Here is a 16251-nt window from a genome sequence, read left to right as displayed (position 1 = left end):
TACCCTATCCAAGCGCCGAGTTCGACCGCCCCGGCAGCTGCCGGGGCGGTCGGGTACCTCACCAGTTCAGGCCGAAGGCCAGACGGAAGGTACGCATCGGCGACGCCAGCACACCGGTCGGGGTGCCGTAAGCCGTGTTCAAGTCTCCGAGTGTCCCGGTCTCGCCGTTAAAGTTGGCGTAGTTCACCCAATTGAACACGTTGAGGATATCCGCACGCACGTTGAATTTGACACCGCCGCCGGTATCCCATTCTTTATTGGCGGCGATGCTGAACTCCTTGTAGCCCAGCGTGCCGTCCGGCTTGAACTGGACGATGTAGCACTGGTCGTTGCCGGCCAGGCAATTCTGCCCGTAACGCGCGGTCTGGCTGGCCAGCGACAGCTTGCCGGACAGTTTGACCTCGTAGGGCAGCTCGTAGATGCCGGTGACCACCAGGCGGTTCTTCGGAATGCCGCCGGCCTCGCGCCAGCCATAGTCCTCGATGCGTTCGCGATCCAGTGCGTAGTGCTCGCCGAACTGGCGGTTCTCCTTGGCATCGGAATAGGTGTAGGCCACGGTCAGGCCCCAGCCCGATTCCTCGTCGAACGGCTTTTCGACCTGCAGGGCGAGCTGGTTGTTGCGGGTTTCCACGCCGTTGGTCCCGAGCACGATGGCGCTGTAGCCGTCCGGGCCGTCGGTCGGCGAGCCGGAGGTGGTGCCTGGCTGGAAGAAGGAACCGTCCGGCAGGCGGTTGCCGCGCACGAACGCGAAGCCGTCATGGCTTTCGATACGGCTCAGGGTCACGTCGGTGAACCAGTCCTGGCCCCACAGCGGCACCATGTTGCGCATGCCGATGCTGAACTGGTCCGAGTACGGGGTCTTGATGTTGTTGTCGATCAGGTAGACCTCGCGCCCACCGCCGCCGGTGCTGCTGCCGGTCAGGGTGTTCAGCCCTTCCTGCGTGCCGTAGGCCGGATTCCATGCCGTGCATGGGTCGCCCAGGCAGGCCTGGTTGTTGGCGCTGGTGAAGTAGTAGCTGTAGGAATTGAACGAGTTGTTGAGCTGCTCGAGCGCCAGGTAGTCGAAGATGTTGCGGTCGTAGGCGCGGCCGGCACCGCCGTAGATCACGTGGGCCTGATCGCCGAACAGGTCATAGGAGGCACCCAGGCGCGGCTGCCAGGCATTCTTGAACGCCTTGCGGTTGTTGCCGGTGCTGATGAAGTTGTTGATGTCGTAGTTGGCGTTGCGCAGGTTGGTCCAGTTCTGCAAGGCACCGGCGACGTCGGACGGGGTGACGAAGTCCAGGAATGCCGGGGTTTCTTCGTAGTCGTAGCGCACGCCCAGGTTCAGGGTCCAGTGCTCGTTGACCTCCCAGTCGTCCTGCAGATAGATGCCGTACTGCTTGTTCTCGGACACCACCGAGCCGCCACCTTCGACCAGCGGCGCACCGAAGCGCACCCGGTACGGCGTTTCCACATCGCTGAGGATGTTGTAGTAGTACTGCGGGTTGGCCGGGTTGAACTGGGTGGAATCCAGATCGATGCTCTTGAACTTCACGCCCATCTTGACGGTGTGCGCGCCGTGCCATTCCAGGCTGTTCAAGGTCAGGTCGTCCTGGAAGGTCCAGCCCTTCTGCCCCTTGCGCTGGAAGCTGCTGCCGGCGCCTGCGGCAAGCACATCGGTCTCGTTGCCGCGGTTGGGCGTGTAGCTGAGGATGTAGCCGTTGCCGTTGTTGATCGGCGCCTGGTTCCAGAACGCGCTCTCGTAGCTGAGGTTGGCCTCGTTGAGGAAGTTGGCGCCGCTGTACTGCCAACGCAGGTTGGCGCGCTTTTCTTCCTGGCCGTTGATGCTGCCGTGCTCAAGGGTCGAGGTGCCGCCGACGTCGTTGAGCTCGTCTTCCTTGCGGTACTTGCCGCTCAGCTCGAACAGGCTGTTGTCGCCGATGGTCCAGTCGATCTTGGCGAAGTACAGGTCTTCCTTGAACGGCGTGCTGTAGGTGGCGACCAGCGGCTGCAACTGCGCAGGCAGCTGATCGACGCGGTCCGAATAGATCGAGCCGGGGATCACCACGTTCGGGGTGGTGTATTCCTTGGCTTCATAGGCGACGAAGAAATGTGCCTTGTCCTTGAGGATCGGGCCGCTGAAGGTCGCGCCGTACTGGGTCTCCTCGAAGTCGTCACGCACGCCGGCGCGCTTTTCCAGCGGGCTCTCTTCACGCCAGCTGTCGTTGCTGGTGTCCCAGAAGAAGCTGCCGTGGAAATCGTTGGTACCGGACTTGGACGAGGCGACGATGGCCGCGCCGCTGACCTGGTCGAACTCGGCCTTGTAGTTGGAGGTGATGACCTTGTATTCGCCGATCGCCGACTGCGGGAACGGATTGCCGCGGCTGGAGTCCTGGCCGCTGACGCCGCCGGTGAGCACGTAGTTCTTCTGGCTGACGCCGTCGATATAGACGTTGGTGCCTTCGGCCGAGGTGGCGCCCGAACGGACCTTGGTGGTGCCGTTGGCATCGCGGGTGAACTGCACGTTCGGCACGGTGTCGGCCAGTTCCAGGAAGTTGCGCGTGGCACGCGGCAGGTTCTGGATCTGCACGTTGGAGATATAGGTGGCGTTCTCGGAGGTACGGGTTTCCACCAGTACCGGCGGCGCCTTGACCTGCACCGCGTCCAGCGTGGTGGCGTTACCACCTTCGGCCGTGGCCGGTTCGCCGCCGACGCCCAGGTTCAGGGTCGCGGTCTGGCCGACCTGCACGGTGACGTTCTGCGAGGTGGTCTGGCCGTTGGCGGTGACGTCCAGGCGGTATGAACCCGGCGGCAGGCCACCGAGCGAGTAGCCGCCGTTGCTGACCTGTACGGTGCGGGTCAGGCCGGTGGCGAGATTGGTCGCGGTGACCTGGGCCTGGCTGGCAGGTGCCGAGTCGACGGTGACCTGGCCGCGGATCGTCGCGGCAGCACTCTGCGCGAAGGCCGGGGCGGCGCCCAGCAGCAGGCAACTGGCCAGGGCGCAGCTGAGCAGCTTGCGCGCCGGACTGGCGGAATGGGGGTAGTGGTGGCGCATTGGTCCCTCCAGGGATCGGTACAGAATGTTGTTGTGGCGTTGCGGCTTGCAGGAACGACCGCTGCGGGGGGCAGCGGGAGCGGACAGGACGTCCGCGAAAGGGTCAGGGGCTGGAAACGTCAGAGGCCGGGCTCGCCGGCGCCGCAGGAGGCGCGGACCACCAACTCGGGCGTGAGCAGTTGGCGGATGCCGTCATCGTGGCCGGGCTGGTCCACCAGCCGCATCAGCCGGCTCATCGCCTGTTCGCCCAGGCGCGCGATGCTGACCCGCATCGTGGTCAGCGCCGGATGGACGAAACGGGCCAGCGGAATATCGTCGAAGCCGGCCAGTGCCACGTCGCCGGGTACCGAGACATCGGCCTGGGCAAAGGCGTACAGGCAGCCCAGCGCGGTCATGTCGTTGGCGGCGAATACCGCGTCGGGCAGCGCGCCGTCGGCCAGCATCGCCTGCCCGGCACGGTGGCCGGAGGCCTCGTCGAAGTCGCCAGGAAATTCGATGCCTTGCGCGGTGTCGCCGTGTGCGGCAATCGCATCGCGGAAGCCGCGCAGGCGTTCGCGCGCATCGAAGTTGAGCGCCGGCCCGCCGATGAAGGCGATGCGCCGATGTCCGGCCGAGAGCAGGTGTTCGGTCATCGCCATCGCGCCGGCATGGTCGTCGATGCTCAGCACCGGATAGGCGTCGCCCGGGACGTGCGCGTTGATCAGCACCGTGGGCAGCGCCTGCGGCAGGTTGTCGGTGAGGAACCCGGGCTGCTCGGCATACGGCGACAGCACCAGCAGACCATCCACCCGCCCGCGCATGGACTGCAACGCCCTGCCCTGCGCTTCGGGGTCGCCGTGGTAACTGGACACCAGCAGATGCTGGCCGGCAGCACGCGCCGCGCCGTCGATCCCGCGGATCAGCTCGGAAAAGAATTCGCCGTACAGATCGGGCAGTACCACGCCCAGGGTCTGGGTGCGTCGGCTGCTCAGGCTGCGCGCCGCCGCATGCGGGCTGTAGCGCAAGCGTGCGGCCACGTCCTGCACCAGCTGGCGCACCGGCCCGGCGACGTTGTCGTGCCCATTGAGCGCACGCGACACCGTTGCAACGGAGACCTGTGCTTCCCGAGCGACATCTTTGATGGTGACCGCACCCTTGGCCATTCGTGTCGCCCTCCGCGACCGAGTCCCAAAACTGGCGCGGACTGTAAGCGTTTTCATACAAGGGCGTAAACCCCTGTCTTCACGCCCGTGAAAACGCTTACAGATCAAGCATCTGCAAGTGATGAATACGTGAAGCACTGTGTTGCGACGCAACAAATACTGCCCATATGTCCACGGATGAAGACCGACGGCGATCACGGTTGGGGTGGTTCGGCCCGCTGCGCATGGACCCCGTAGGAGCGCACCCGGGCGCGACCGGCCTTACCGGTAACCTCCGTCGCGCCCGGGTGCGCTCCTACTACGCAGTTGGCGGATTCAGTCATCGGCCTCGCCTGGCGTATCGATATTGCGAGTGCGAGCGCCAATCGGATTGCCAGTGACGCGGTTTCGCTCGGGCGCGCCCCTGCAAGAAAGCCAGCCTTCAGCCATTGCGCCCGATTGTCGGATGTCCACCCCGGCAATGCCCGCCCGTAGGAGCGCACCCGGGCGCGACCGTCCTTACCGGTAACCTGCGTCGCGCCCGGGTGCGCTCCTACGGCGGCGGCTTGATCGGCCTGGTTACCTCGCCTCGCCTGGTGCGAAGGCCTCGATCGACAGCGCGTGGATATCGGTCTGCATCATCTCGCCGACCGCGGCATAGACCGCGCGGTGACGTGCCAACGGTGGCTTGCCGGCAAAGGCGGCGCTGACCACGCGCACATTGAAATGCCCCCGCCCGTCGCGCGCACCGGCATGCCCGGCATGGCGATGGCTGTCGTCCACCACCTCCAGCTCGGTCGGCGCCAGGGCCGACTGCAGCGCGGCGCGGATCCGCTCGACCCGGCTCATGGCAGCACCCGGCGGAACGGGCGGACCTCGGTGCGCACATACACGCCCGCCTCCACATACGGATCGGCATCGGCCCAGGCGCGCGCGTCGTCCAGCGTGTCGAATTCGGCGATGACCACGCTGCCGCTGAAACCGGCCGGGCCCGGATCCTCGGCATCGATCGCCGGGCACGGGCCCGCCACCAGCAAGCGACCTGCCGCCGCCAGCGCCTGCAAACGGGCCAGGTGCGCCGGTCGCGCCTGCTGCCGGGCCGCCAGTGCATCGTCCCGGTCATACCCTTCGATTACGTACCACATCGACCACCTCGCCAAGAACCTGAAGATCAGCCGTGGGATTCTAGCCGCCTCGGCGCTGGACACCGGCCCTGCGCACGCATTACCCTTGACACCACTGCACACGCAATCGGACGCAGCGGCCCGTCGGCCCAGGCCCCACGCCTCACTCGACGACCGATTCGCTGCCCACCGCCGACCCGCGTAGACGACCTCCTCGCTGTCCCGTCGCCGCATGCCACGCGGCGCACGTTGTATGTGGATTTGTAGGATCGTGCCGGCACGGGCACGACATTGATTGCAATAACTCAAGGCAAAGCCCTGCAGGCGCGGCCCAGACCGCGGCCGGCGACCGTAAGACCCGATGTCGACCTGATGAATTCCGAACTCGCGCACGACGCGAATCCGCCAGCCACGAGCGCGCCGCCACAGCAGCAGGAAATGCCGCTGGCGGTGGTGCATGGGCAACCGGTGCTGCAGATCCCGCAGGATCTGTATATTCCGCCGGACGCGCTGGAAGTCATCCTGGATGCCTTCGAAGGTCCGCTGGACCTGCTGCTGTATCTGATCCGCCGCCAGAACCTGGACATCCTGGACATCCCCGTCGCCGAGATCACCCGGCAGTACGTGGCCTACATCAACGTGATGCAGGAGCTGCGCTTCGAACTGGCGGCCGAATATCTGGTGATGGCCGCGATCCTGGCCGAGATCAAGTCGCGCATGCTGTTGCCCCGCCCGCCCAGCCAGGAAGGCGAGGAAAACGATCCGCGCGCCGAGCTGGTACGCCGCCTGCAGGAATACGAACGCTTCAAGCAGGCCGCCGAGGATCTGGACACCCTGCCGCGCATGGGCCGCGACAGTGCGCCGGTGCAGGCGCATCTGCCCGAGCGCGCCGCGGTCAAGCTGCCGCCGCCGGTGGAACTGAAAGAAATGCTGATGGCGCTGTACGACGTGCTCAAGCGCGCCGAACTGTTCACCGGCCATGCGATCAAGCGGGAGGCGCTGAGTGTGCGCCAGCGCATGGGCGATGTGCTGAGCCGTCTGGACGATGGCAGGTTCTACCGCTTCGAATCGCTGTTCACGGCCGAGGAAGGCAAGCTCGGCGTGCTGGTCACCTTCCTGGCGCTGCTCGAACTGGCCAAGGAGCAATTGCTGGACATCGTGCAGGAAGCGCCGCTGGCGCCGATCTACGTGAAGTCGCTGGCCTTGGGCAACACCAATGCGCCGTTGCAATTCTCCAGCGAATTCGATGACAGCGATGCCGCCAACGAACCTATCTGAAGCCGATCATCGAATGGATCAAGCGTTGATCACCCGCATTATCGAAGCCGCCCTGCTGGCGAGCAGCCAGCCGCTGACGCTGGCGCAGCTGCAGGGACTGTTTCCCGAAGAAGAGCCGGCGCCGCCCGGCAGCGTCGAGCGCGCGCTGGAACTGCTGCGCGAGGGCTGCGCCGAGCGCGGCGTGGAACTGGTCGAGGTGGCCTCGGGCTTCCGCTTCCAGGTCAAGGCCGAGGTGCATGGCTGGGTTGCCCGGCTGTGGACCGAGCGCCGCACCAAGTACACCCGCGCCACGCTGGAAACCCTGGCACTGATCGCCTACCGCCAGCCGATCACCCGCGGCGAGATCGAACAGGTGCGCGGCGTGGCGGTCAGCAGCAACATCATCCAGGCGCTGGAAGAACGCGAGTGGATCCGCGTGGTGGGCCACCGCGACGTGCCCGGCAAGCCGGCCCTGTTCGGTACCACCAAGGGCTTCCTGGATTACTTCGGGCTCAAGCGATTGGACGAGCTGCCGCCATTGTCTGAGTTGAAGGACATCGCCGAGCTGGAACCGCAGCTGCCGCTGGACCGCGACGGGCAACTGGATGGCGCGGTCCCGGCGTCGGCAGCAATGGATGCCGAGCTTGCCGAAGCAGGTCCGGCTGCGGACGCCGATGCGCAGATGGCAGGTGCTGACGGCGCTGGTGCGGCGACCACCGCTGCGGCTGGCGTGGAGTCGGAGGGTGGCGCTGACGCCGATGCCGGTCCGAGCGACGCTGCGCCGGAATACCGCGATGCAGATGGTCTGCCGGCAGCGGACAGCACGGCCGACGCAACCGGCGACACCGATGATGCAATGCACGTCGATGGCGATGTCGAGGATCAGACGGCCGGCACCGCAACTGCCGTCGACGAAGAAAACGAATACCACGCCGACGCGGTCGATGACCGCGCCAGCGCCGATGAGGCGAGTGACCAGACAGCGCAACACGCCGGGCATGCCTCGGCGCAGGACACGAACCCGTTGGACCCAGATGACGCCCGTGAGGGCGACCCCGACACCGCGCCGGGAACGCGCGCGGAAGCAGTGAACGAAGACGAAGACAACGCCGTCGCGACGACGACCGTGGCTGTTGACGAAGCCGATTCCGACCCAGAGGCCGACCCGCAACGCGTCGGCCGGAGCCAGACACATGAGTGACACCCCCCGCAAGCTGTCGTTGAACAAGCTTTCCCTCAAGCGCGACAGCGCGCCCGAAGCGCCCAAGCTGGAAGAGCGCCTGCACAAGGTGCTGGCCCAGGCCGGCCTGGGGTCGCGCCGCGCACTGGAACAGCGCATTGCCGATGGCCTGATCAAGGTCAATGGCGCCGTCGCGCAGACCGGCATGTCGGTGCGCAGCGGCGACAAGATCGAGCTCGATGGCCGCAGTTTCGTGGCCAGCGCGCTGACCGAACCGGCCCGCGTGCTGATCTACAACAAGCCCGAAGGCGAAGTGACCACGCGCGAAGATCCCGAAGGCCGGCCGACCGTGTTCGAGTCGCTGCCGGTATTGAAGGGTTCGCGCTGGATCGCGATCGGCCGCCTGGACATCAACACCACCGGCCTGCTGCTGCTGACCACCGACGGTGAGCTGGCCAACGCGATGATGCATCCCTCCTACGAGGTCGAGCGCGAATACGTAGTGCGCGTGCGTGCGCCGGAAGGCGAGGACAAGGTCTCCGACGCGATCATCGAGCGCCTATCGCGCGGCGTGCTGCTGGAAGACGGCGGCGCCAAGTTCGACGAGATCGAACGCATCGGCGGCACCGACTCGCACGACTGGTTCCGCGTGGTGGTCAAGGAAGGCCGCAACCGCGAAGTGCGCCGGCTGTGGGAGTCGCAGGGCTGCCAGGTCAGTCGCCTCAAGCGCAGCCGCTACGGCAAGATCTCGCTGCCGCGCGAGCTGCTGCGTGGGCAGTCGATCGAAGTGGCGCAGGACAAGGTCGATGCCCTGCGCGCCGAACTCAAGCTGGAAGACGGCGCGCCGTCGGCATTGACGCTGCAGCCGGTGATCGGCCAGCGCCGCGCCGCCAAGTCCACCGTGCACGTCTCGCGCGATGGCCGCAGCAATGCCTATGTCAACGGCCAGACCTCCGGCGCCGACGAAGGCCGCGAGCTGCGTCGCTTCGACAATCTGCGCGAGGATCGTGGCGGCCGTGGCCGCGGCAAGCCGGGCGGTTTCCGCGGCGGCCTCACCGTCAGCGGCGAAGCGGCGGCCAAGCAGTCGCAGCAGCGCCCGTTCAAGCAGCGCGCTCCCGGCAAGGGCGACCGTGCCCTGCCGGACGGCAACCCGGCCGCGTTCCGCAGCTGGTACGTGCCCGATGGCGTGAGTACCGGCCCCAGCGGTCACCGCAATGCCGGCCCCAGTGGCCCCGGCACCGGCCAGGCGCGCCCGTATGCGAAGAAGGGTCCGGGTGGTGCGCGTCCAGGCGGCGGCCCGGGCAATGCACGTCCCGGCGCAGCTGGCCAGGGGCGTGGCGGCGCCGGTGGCGGACAGGGCCAGTCGCAGGGCCAGGGTCAGCGCAAGCATCCCTATGGTCATCCGGGCAATGCGCCGAGCTTTCCGTCCGACCACGCCAACCCGGGCTTCAGCCCGTATGGCGCGGCACGTCCGGCAGCCGGCCGCCCGAGCGGCGCACGTGCAGGCGGCCCCGGTGGCAACCGTGGTCCGGGCGGCAATCGCGGTCCCGGTGGTCCCGGCGGCGCGTCGCGTGGCCCCGGCGGCCCGGGTGGTCGTCCGCCGGGTGGTGGCAATCGTCGCCCGCCAGGCGGCGGTAATCGCGGACGCTAAGCTGGCAAGACGCACATGAAAAACGGCCCTGCGAAGGGCCGTTTTTCGTTGCTGCTCAGGGCACGCCTGACGTCCAGGTCAAAGCGCGGATGGGTCGGTGTGATCTGCCCCGCTCGATGAAGTCACCGCGGGCCGCGCGAGCGGCGGGGCACCGCGCGCTCGACCGGCGAATTACTTGCGGCGCTCGATCACGAAGTTGCCGACATTGACACCCAGATCCACGCCCTCGCCGGTTCCGGCCAGTGCCAGCGAAATGTCGCCCTTGGTGACCACCTGTGCGGTGCTGGACTTGACGATGCCGGCATGCGCTTCGGCCGCTGCATAGGTGCCGAACAGATCATTGAGGCTGTAGGCGCCGGAGAAGCTGCCGCGGCCACCGACGATCTTAGACTTGCCGACGGTCAGGCCACCGCCCTTGCTGGAGATCTTGACCGGGATCACCGCGCCGTTGTCGCAGGTGATGGTGCCGGTGCCGCTGGCGGTCTTGTAGAACACCGACCAGCCCGACAGGTTGAACGACAGCTGGCAGTCGATGTTGCCGGCGGCCTGCGCCTGCGGTGCCAGCGTGGCGGCGCCCAGCAGCGCGAAAAGGGAAAGTGACTTGATCATGCGGGCATTCCGGTTGGTGAACGTGGCGCCGAGCCTAGCAGTGCCGATGTGGCAGCCGCGACAACATGCCGGCACCGCGCAGGCGACCGTTCAGCGAATGATTATTCGCCGCTTGCTGCCTGCGCCATGACGGTCTGCAACCGCGGCGTGGGATGATCGCCACATGCCACGAACTGCCTACAGCCTGCTCCTCGCCGCCCTGCTGCTGCCTCCGCTCGCCCATTGCAGCGACGCCGTCCCGACCCAGGGCTATACCGTCGTGCGCACTTATCCGCACGACACCGCCGCCTTTACCGAAGGCCTGTTCTATCTCGACGGGTTCCTGTACGAGAGCACCGGTGAGTTGGGCCGGTCCAGCGTGCGCAAGGTTGAACTGGAGACCGGCCGCGTCCTGCAGCAGGTCACGACACCGTTGCCTTTTTTTGGCGAAGGCATCGTGGCCTGGCACGACCGCCTGATCCAGCTGACCTGGCGCAACCAGCGCGGGTTTGTTTACGACCTGGCCACGCTGACGCCGCGCACGCAGTTCAGCTATTCCGGCGAGGGGTGGGCGCTGACCCGCGACGACAGCGGCCTGTACATGAGCGATGGCACTGCCCGCATTCGGCGGCTGGATCCGCAGACGCTGCAGCAGGTCGGCAGCATCAAGGTCACTGCCGGCGGCAAGGCGCTGGACAATCTCAACGAGCTGGAATGGGTGAAAGGCGAGCTGTTGGCGAACGTCTGGTTGACCACCCGCATCGCGCGCATCGACCCGGCCAGCGGCAAGGTGATCGCCTGGATCGACTTGCAGGCGCTGGTACCGGACGCCGACACCCTGACCGACCCCGGCAACGATGTGCTCAACGGCATCGCCTACGATGCCGAGCACGATCGCCTGTTCGTCACCGGCAAGCGGTGGCCGAAGATCTACGAGATCAAGCTGGGTGAGTAGACGGGATTGGGGATTTGGGATTGGGGATTCGCAACAGCGGGCAAACGGATAGCTGTGCCTTGCCTGCTTGCACCAATCCCCAATCCCTAATCCCTAATCACAAATTCATCGGCATCCAGCATCGCCGGGAAGCGTGCGCGATGTTCGGCCAGGGCGGCAGCGCTGAGGGTGGTGGTGACCACTTGCGGCTGCTCGCGGATTTCCACCTGCGGCTGGCCGAGGAAATCGATCACCGCGCTGTCGCCGGCGTAGTGCAGCTGATTGCCATCGACGCCGACGCGGTTGACCGCCGCCACGAAACACAGGTTCTCGATCGCACGTGCGCGCAGCAGCGTCTTCCAGGCATACGCACGTGCGGACGGCCAGTTGGCAACGAACAGCTGCAGATCGAAATCCAGCTGGCCCGGGCGCTCGACATCGAAGCGATTGCGGCAGAACACCGGAAAGCGCAGGTCGTAGCAGACCTGCGGATTGATCCGCCAGCCCTTCCACTCCACCGTCAGGCGATCGCGCCCGGCCGCGTAGCGCAGGTGCTCGTTGCCGAAGCGGAACAGATGGCGCTTGTCGTAGGACTGCAGCGCCCCGTCCGGCGCGGCCCACAGCAGCCGGTTGAACACGCCCTGCCCGGTGTGCAGCTGCACGCTGCCGGTGACCGCCGCCCCCAGCCGCGCAGCCTGCGCACGCAGCCAGGCAACAGTCGGCCCGTCCATGTCCTCGGCCTTGTCGATGGCATCGTTGGAGAACCCGCTGGTGAAGGTCTCCGGCAGGATCACCAGATCGGTCTGCCCGGCCAAGGGCTCCAGCAACGCACCGTAATAGTCGCGATTGCCGGCCGGGTCATGCCAGCGGGTGTCGCCTTGGACAAGCGAGATGCGGAGGTCGTGCATGCTGATGCTCGGGATTCGGGATTCGGGAGTGGGGATTGGGGATTCGAACGGCGGGTCTCGGGTGGCTTCCTGTCATCGGCAGTCTGCGAACTCGTCAACAAACGACCAACCGCCGTTACGAATCCCCACTCCCGATTCCCGAATCCCAGCTCGTCAGAGCTGCTGCAACCGCGCGATCGCCGCATCCAGCGTTGCATCGTTCTTGGCAAAGCATAGCCGGGCCAGCCGTTGTCCTTGCGGCGCCGTCTGGTAGAACGGCGACAGCGGAATGGCGGCCACGCCCTTCTCCACCGTCAGCCACTTCACGAACTCGGTGTCAGGCAGGTCGCTGACCGCCGAATAGTCCACCAGCTGGAAATAGCCGCCGGGCACCGGCAACGGCTGCAGGCGCGTGGTCAGCAACTGCTCGCGGAAACGGTCGCGCTTGGCCTGGTAGAACGCGCCGAGTTGCTCGTCGTGTTCGGGTTCGTCGCGGATCATCGCGGCAAATGCATGCTGGGCCGGCCCGAAGCTGGTGAAGGTGTTGTACTGGTGCACCTTGCGGAACTCGGCGCTCAGTGCCGGCGGCGCGATGGCGTAGCCGATCTTCCAGCCGGTGCAGTGATAGGTCTTGCCGAAGCTGGAAATCACGAACGCACGCTCGCGCAATTCCGGCCAGCGCAGCACCGATTCGTGGCGGCGGCCATCGAACACGATGTGTTCGTACACCTCGTCCGAGAGCAGGAAGATGTCGCTGCCGCGCAGCAGCTCGGTCAGGATCTGCATGTCGTCGGCAGACAGCATCGCGCCGGAGGGATTGTGCGGCGAGTTGATCATCAGCAGGCGCGTCTTCGGCGTGATCGCCGCGCGTAGCGCCGGCCAGTCGACGGCGAAGGTCTGCGGGTCCAGCGCCACGTGCACCGCGCGCGCGCCGGCCAGGTCGATCGCCGGCTCGTAGCAGTCGTAGGCCGGGTCCAGCACGATGACCTCCTCGCCGGCACGCACCACCGCGTGGATGGCGTTGAAGATCGCCTCGGTGGCACCGCTGGTGACGGTGATCTCGCTGTCGGCATCGACCTGCGCGCCATAGCAGCGCTGCGCCTTGCCGGCAATGGCCTGGCGCAGGACCGCCACGCCGGTCATCGGCGGGTACTGGTTGTGGCCGGCCGCCATGGCCCTGGTCAGTTCTTCGACCAGCCGCGACGGCACCGCGAAATCGGGAAAACCCTGGCCCAGATTCACCGCGCCGTGTTCGGCCGCCAGCTGCGACATGACGGTGAAGATGGTGGTGCCCACCTTGGGCAGCTTGGTCGTGAGGGGCATCGGGCCTGTCCAGGCAGCAAACGGGGGACCGCGAGTGTACGCAAAGCCGCCAGGCGGGTGCGCCCGGGCGGTGCAAAACAGCGTTCCCGGACACATCACGCCGCCCGATGCGCCCCCGGCAGCGGGCCATCGTCGCTACAATGCGCGCCCTGCCTCACAGCGTGTCGTGCCAGCTGCTTCCCCGCGATGGCAAGACACCCGCTCGCCCACCCCATGCCGTCCTGCGACGGGAGCCCGCTGCGCCGATGATCGAACCGCTGCACACTGCGCCACCGCTGCTGGCGGCGCGCGCGCTGGCTTTCAGCCGCAACGAGGAGCCGGTGTTCGGCCCGCTGGATTTCCATGTCGATGCCGGCGAAGCGCTGCTGGTGCAGGGCGACAACGGCGCCGGCAAGACCACGCTGCTGCGGGTGCTGGCCGGGCTGCTGCATGTGGAGCGGGGGCAGATCCAGATCGACGGCAAGACTGCGCGGCGCGGCGATCGCAGCCGCTTCATGGCCTATCTGGGCCATTTGCCGGGCCTGAAGGCCGATCTCAGCACGCTGGAGAACCTGCACTTCCTGTGCGGCCTGCATGGCCGACGCGCCAAGCAGATGCCTGGCAGCGCGCTGGCCATCGTCGGCCTGGCCGGCTACGAAGACGCATTGGTGCGGCAGCTGTCGGCCGGCCAGCGCAAACGCCTGGCGCTGGCGCGGCTGTGGTTGTCGCCGGCCCCGCTGTGGCTGCTGGACGAGCCCTATGCCAACCTGGACCTGGACGGCATCACCCTGGTCAACCGGATGATCTCCGCGCACCTGCGCGGTGGCGGCGCGGCGCTGGTCACCACCCACGGTGCCTACGCGGCGCCGCCGGTGCGCACGCGCATGCTCAAGCTGGAGACGGCGGCATGAGCCTGCATTCGCCACAACCGTCGCTGTGGCAGGCCGCGCGTGCATTGCTCAGCCGCGACCTGCAGCTGCTGTGGCGCCGTCGCAGCGATGCCTTGCAGCCGGCGTTGTTCGCCCTGCTGATCGTGGTGTTGTTCGCGCTGGGCCTGGGCGGGCGCCCCGACCTGCTGGCGCAGGCCGCGCCGGCGGTGCTGTGGCTGTCGGTGCTGCTGGCCGGCCTGCTGTCGCTGGATGCGCTGTTCCGCAGCGATGTGGAAGACGGCTCGATGGAGCAATGGCTGCTGGCACCGGTGCCATTGGCGTGGCTGATCGCGGTGCGCGTGCTGCTGCACTGGGCCACCAGCGCGCTGCCGTTGATCGCGGTGACCCCGCTGCTGGGCGAATTGCTGCACCTGCCACATGACCAACTACCGGTGCTGCTGGCATCGTTGGCGCTGGGTACACCGCTTCTGAGTCTGCTCGGCGCCGTGGTCGCGGCGCTGACGGTGACGATGAAACGCTCTGGTATTCTCGTGGCGTTGCTGGCGTTGCCGTTGTACGTACCGGTGCTGGTGTTCGGTGCCGGCAGCGTGGCGGCCAGCGGCCAGGGCCAGGATGCGGTGGGTGCGTTGTTGTTGCTGGGCGCCGGGCTGGTGATCGGCGTGGTGCTGGCACCGCTGGCTGCGGCTGCCGCGATCCGGATTTCGTTGAGTTGAGCCGTGCGGTCGATGCGCTGTCGATAAGACGCTCCACTCACTGCGTTGTTGCTGTTTCGAGAGCCAATGCCATTCCAAAGGCCGTTGCCATCGCATGAACGTCGTCGTCCGCTGGTTCCATCAACTCGCCTCGCCCCCGACCTTCGACCGTTTCACTGCGCGCTGGGCGCCGTGGTGCCACGCGCTGGCCGCGGTGTTGCTGGGCGCGGGCATCTGGCAGGCCTTGTTTGCGGTGCCGGCCGACTACCAGCAGGGCGACAGCTTTCGCATTCTGTATATCCATGTGCCAAGCGCGTGGATGAGCCTGTTCGTGTTCGGGCTGATGGCGGTGTACGCGGCGATCGCGCTGATCTGGCGCATCAAGATCTGCGAAATCCTTGCCATGGCCTGCGCGCCGATCGGCGCGGCGTTCACCGTGATCACCCTGCTGACCGGCAGCATCTGGGGCAAGCCGATGTGGGGCGCCTGGTGGGATTGGGACCCGCGCCTGACCACCGAGCTGATCCTGCTGTTCCTGTATCTGGGCGTGATCGGTCTGTACCAGGCCATCGACGATCGCCGTCAGGCCGCGCGCGCGGCCGCCTTGCTGGCGATCGTCGGCGTGGCGCTGCTGCCGGTGATCCGCTATTCGGTGGTGTGGTGGAACTCGCTGCATCAGGGCCAGAGCATCCGCCTGCTCGGCCCCTCCAGCATCGATGCCAGCATGCTGCTGCCGCTGTGGCTGATGGTGATCGGCACCAAGTTCTGGTTCGCCGGTTCGCTGCTGACGCGTGCGCGCGCCGACAACCTGCGCCGCGAGGCTGGCAAGGCCTGGATCGTGCACGATGCGCCGGAGGGCGCGGCATGAGCTACCTGCCCTACGTCATCGCCGCCTACGCGGTATTCGTGCTGGTGCTGCTGTGGGACCTGATTGCCGGCCGCTGGCAGCTGCGCCGCGCGTTGAAGATCGCGCAGGCGCGGCGTTTGCGCGAGCGCAAGCGCGCGGTGCCCAGCGATGCGGAGCTGATCCGGTGAACCTGCAACGGCGCCGCCGGATCTGGCTGGTGATCGCGCTGGTGCTGGCCGGTGGCCTGGCGACCGCGCTGGTGGCGATGGCACTGCAGCGCAACGTGGCCTACCTGTACACACCGTCGGAAGTGCTGCGCGGCGACGCCGGCGAGCATGCGCGCTTCCGGCTCGGCGGCATGGTGGAGAAAGGCTCGTTTCAACGTGCGTCCGGTTCGCTGGAAGCGCAGTTCCGCGTCACCGATGGCGATGCACAGTTGCCGGTGCGCTACGACCGTATCCTGCCGGACCTGTTTCGCGAGGGACAGGCGGTGGTGGCGACCGGGCGCATGCAGAACGGCGTCTTCGTTGCCGAAGATGTGCTGGCCAAGCACGACGAGACCTACATGCCGAAGGAAGTCGCCGACAAGATGGGCAGCGCGCACCGCAAGCACGATGTGCCGGCGGCCGCGGACCAGGCCGGAGCGCTGCGGTGACGTCAGGCATCACGACGTTCGCGTTGCTGCACGGTGTTGGCGTGCAAGGTGCTTGCGCGGCCGACGCCGCCGCTGTGCGCGGGCAG

Annotated in this window: 16 protein-coding genes; 9 read left to right on the top strand and 7 right to left on the bottom strand. The window is 66.8% G+C overall.

Annotated elements, in window-relative coordinates:
* Nucleotides 1-58: 58 nt before the first annotated feature.
* The 4 genes from EO141_RS16050 to EO141_RS16035 form a co-directional block, all read right to left on the bottom strand.
* The gene (locus EO141_RS16050; RefSeq protein ID WP_104582519.1) at nt 59-3037 is read right to left on the bottom strand and encodes a TonB-dependent receptor; all 2979 of its coding nucleotides are present in this window, start codon (nt 3035-3037) and stop codon (nt 59-61) included.
* A gap of 119 nt (nt 3038-3156) precedes the next feature.
* On the bottom strand, nt 3157-4179 hold the full coding sequence (locus tag EO141_RS16045) for a LacI family DNA-binding transcriptional regulator (RefSeq protein ID WP_104648989.1): 1023 nt from the start codon (nt 4177-4179) through the stop codon (nt 3157-3159).
* Between the two features lie 558 nt (nt 4180-4737).
* The gene (locus EO141_RS16040; RefSeq protein ID WP_104648990.1) at nt 4738-5007 is read right to left on the bottom strand and encodes a BolA family protein; all 270 of its coding nucleotides are present in this window, start codon (nt 5005-5007) and stop codon (nt 4738-4740) included.
* A complete protein-coding gene (locus EO141_RS16035) occupies nt 5004-5303 on the bottom strand; it encodes a YciI family protein (protein WP_127169673.1) in 300 nt (99 codons plus the stop codon). The genes EO141_RS16040 and EO141_RS16035 overlap by 4 nt, the downstream gene beginning before the upstream one ends.
* 351 nt (nt 5304-5654) lie before the next feature.
* Between EO141_RS16035 and EO141_RS16030 the strand changes: the two genes are divergently transcribed.
* From EO141_RS16030 to EO141_RS16020, 3 genes are read left to right on the top strand one after another with little or no spacing between them, the layout of a single operon-like run.
* On the top strand, nt 5655-6560 hold the full coding sequence (locus tag EO141_RS16030) for a ScpA family protein (protein WP_104582515.1): 906 nt from the start codon (nt 5655-5657) through the stop codon (nt 6558-6560).
* The gene (scpB, locus tag EO141_RS16025; RefSeq protein ID WP_241236678.1) at nt 6538-7740 is read left to right on the top strand and encodes an SMC-Scp complex subunit ScpB; all 1203 of its coding nucleotides are present in this window, start codon (nt 6538-6540) and stop codon (nt 7738-7740) included. The genes EO141_RS16030 and scpB overlap by 23 nt, the downstream gene beginning before the upstream one ends.
* Entirely contained in the window at nt 7733-9370 is a 1638-nt protein-coding gene (locus tag EO141_RS16020; RefSeq protein ID WP_127169671.1) for a pseudouridine synthase, read from the top strand. The genes scpB and EO141_RS16020 overlap by 8 nt, the downstream gene beginning before the upstream one ends.
* Nucleotides 9371-9541: 171 nt before the next feature.
* Here EO141_RS16020 and EO141_RS16015 read toward each other — a convergent pair whose 3' ends face one another.
* Nucleotides 9542-9979 carry a hypothetical protein gene (locus EO141_RS16015; protein WP_104648994.1) on the bottom strand — a complete coding sequence of 146 codons (438 nt, stop codon included), beginning with the start codon at nt 9977-9979 and terminating at the stop codon, nt 9542-9544.
* A gap of 163 nt (nt 9980-10142) precedes the next feature.
* Between EO141_RS16015 and EO141_RS16010 the strand changes: the two genes are divergently transcribed.
* Entirely contained in the window at nt 10143-10913 is a 771-nt protein-coding gene (locus EO141_RS16010) for a glutaminyl-peptide cyclotransferase (RefSeq protein ID WP_104582511.1), read from the top strand.
* Between the two features lie 86 nt (nt 10914-10999).
* Here EO141_RS16010 and EO141_RS16005 read toward each other — a convergent pair whose 3' ends face one another.
* Nucleotides 11000-11800 (bottom strand): amidohydrolase, encoded by an 801-nt coding sequence (locus EO141_RS16005; protein ID WP_127169670.1) that lies wholly within the window; start codon nt 11798-11800, stop codon nt 11000-11002.
* Between the two features lie 153 nt (nt 11801-11953).
* A complete protein-coding gene (locus EO141_RS16000; protein ID WP_127169669.1) occupies nt 11954-13102 on the bottom strand; it encodes a pyridoxal phosphate-dependent aminotransferase in 1149 nt (382 codons plus the stop codon).
* 245 nt (nt 13103-13347) lie between these two features.
* On the opposite strand from EO141_RS16000, the gene ccmA reads away from it, so the two are divergent.
* The 5 genes from ccmA (at nt 13348) to ccmE (ending at nt 16165) form a co-directional block, all read left to right on the top strand.
* A complete protein-coding gene (gene ccmA, locus EO141_RS15995) occupies nt 13348-13992 on the top strand; it encodes a heme ABC exporter ATP-binding protein CcmA (RefSeq protein WP_127169668.1) in 645 nt (214 codons plus the stop codon).
* Nucleotides 13989-14684 carry a heme exporter protein CcmB gene (gene ccmB / locus EO141_RS15990; protein WP_006452115.1) on the top strand — a complete coding sequence of 232 codons (696 nt, stop codon included), beginning with the start codon at nt 13989-13991 and terminating at the stop codon, nt 14682-14684. Before ccmA ends, ccmB begins: the two co-directional genes overlap by 4 nt.
* A 94-nt stretch (nt 14685-14778) precedes the next feature.
* Entirely contained in the window at nt 14779-15531 is a 753-nt protein-coding gene (gene ccmC, locus EO141_RS15985) for a heme ABC transporter permease CcmC (RefSeq protein ID WP_127169667.1), read from the top strand.
* Nucleotides 15528-15698, top strand: coding sequence for a heme exporter protein CcmD (locus EO141_RS15980; RefSeq protein ID WP_024939981.1), 171 nt, complete (start codon nt 15528-15530; stop codon nt 15696-15698). Before ccmC ends, EO141_RS15980 begins: the two co-directional genes overlap by 4 nt.
* Nucleotides 15695-16165: a cytochrome c maturation protein CcmE gene (gene ccmE, locus EO141_RS15975; protein WP_024939982.1), complete on the top strand. Its 471-nt coding sequence runs from the start codon at nt 15695-15697 to the stop codon at nt 16163-16165. Before EO141_RS15980 ends, ccmE begins: the two co-directional genes overlap by 4 nt.
* The last annotated feature ends 86 nt before the right edge of the window (nt 16166-16251 follow it).

Origin of the sequence: Xanthomonas sp. BRIP62415, from assembly GCF_003993515.1 — a bacterium.
Lineage (GTDB): Bacteria > Pseudomonadota > Gammaproteobacteria > Xanthomonadales > Xanthomonadaceae > Xanthomonas > Xanthomonas euroxanthea.
This window is presented reverse-complemented; position numbering and strand designations above follow the sequence as displayed.

Excerpts from the sequence above, each read along its gene's own strand:
- EO141_RS16040 (WP_104648990.1), bottom strand. The coding sequence starts at position 5,007 with ATGAGCCGGGTCGAGCGGATCCGCGCCGCGCTGCAGTCGGCCCTGGCG.
- scpB (WP_241236678.1), top strand. The coding sequence starts at position 6,538 with ATGCCGCCAACGAACCTATCTGAAGCCGATCATCGAATGGATCAAGCG.
- EO141_RS16000 (WP_127169669.1), bottom strand. The coding sequence starts at position 13,102 with ATGCCCCTCACGACCAAGCTGCCCAAGGTGGGCACCACCATCTTCACC.
- ccmB (WP_006452115.1), top strand. The coding sequence starts at position 13,989 with ATGAGCCTGCATTCGCCACAACCGTCGCTGTGGCAGGCCGCGCGTGCA.
- EO141_RS16035 (WP_127169673.1), bottom strand. The coding sequence starts at position 5,303 with ATGTGGTACGTAATCGAAGGGTATGACCGGGACGATGCACTGGCGGCC.
- EO141_RS16050 (WP_104582519.1), bottom strand. The coding sequence starts at position 3,037 with ATGCGCCACCACTACCCCCATTCCGCCAGTCCGGCGCGCAAGCTGCTC.
- EO141_RS16010 (WP_104582511.1), top strand. The coding sequence starts at position 10,143 with ATGCCACGAACTGCCTACAGCCTGCTCCTCGCCGCCCTGCTGCTGCCT.
- EO141_RS16005 (WP_127169670.1), bottom strand. The coding sequence starts at position 11,800 with ATGCACGACCTCCGCATCTCGCTTGTCCAAGGCGACACCCGCTGGCAT.
- ccmC (WP_127169667.1), top strand. The coding sequence starts at position 14,779 with ATGAACGTCGTCGTCCGCTGGTTCCATCAACTCGCCTCGCCCCCGACC.
- EO141_RS16030 (WP_104582515.1), top strand. The coding sequence starts at position 5,655 with ATGAATTCCGAACTCGCGCACGACGCGAATCCGCCAGCCACGAGCGCG.
- ccmA (WP_127169668.1), top strand. The coding sequence starts at position 13,348 with ATGATCGAACCGCTGCACACTGCGCCACCGCTGCTGGCGGCGCGCGCG.
- EO141_RS16020 (WP_127169671.1), top strand. The coding sequence starts at position 7,733 with ATGAGTGACACCCCCCGCAAGCTGTCGTTGAACAAGCTTTCCCTCAAG.
- EO141_RS16015 (WP_104648994.1), bottom strand. The coding sequence starts at position 9,979 with ATGATCAAGTCACTTTCCCTTTTCGCGCTGCTGGGCGCCGCCACGCTG.
- EO141_RS16045 (WP_104648989.1), bottom strand. The coding sequence starts at position 4,179 with ATGGCCAAGGGTGCGGTCACCATCAAAGATGTCGCTCGGGAAGCACAG.
- EO141_RS15980 (WP_024939981.1), top strand. The coding sequence starts at position 15,528 with ATGAGCTACCTGCCCTACGTCATCGCCGCCTACGCGGTATTCGTGCTG.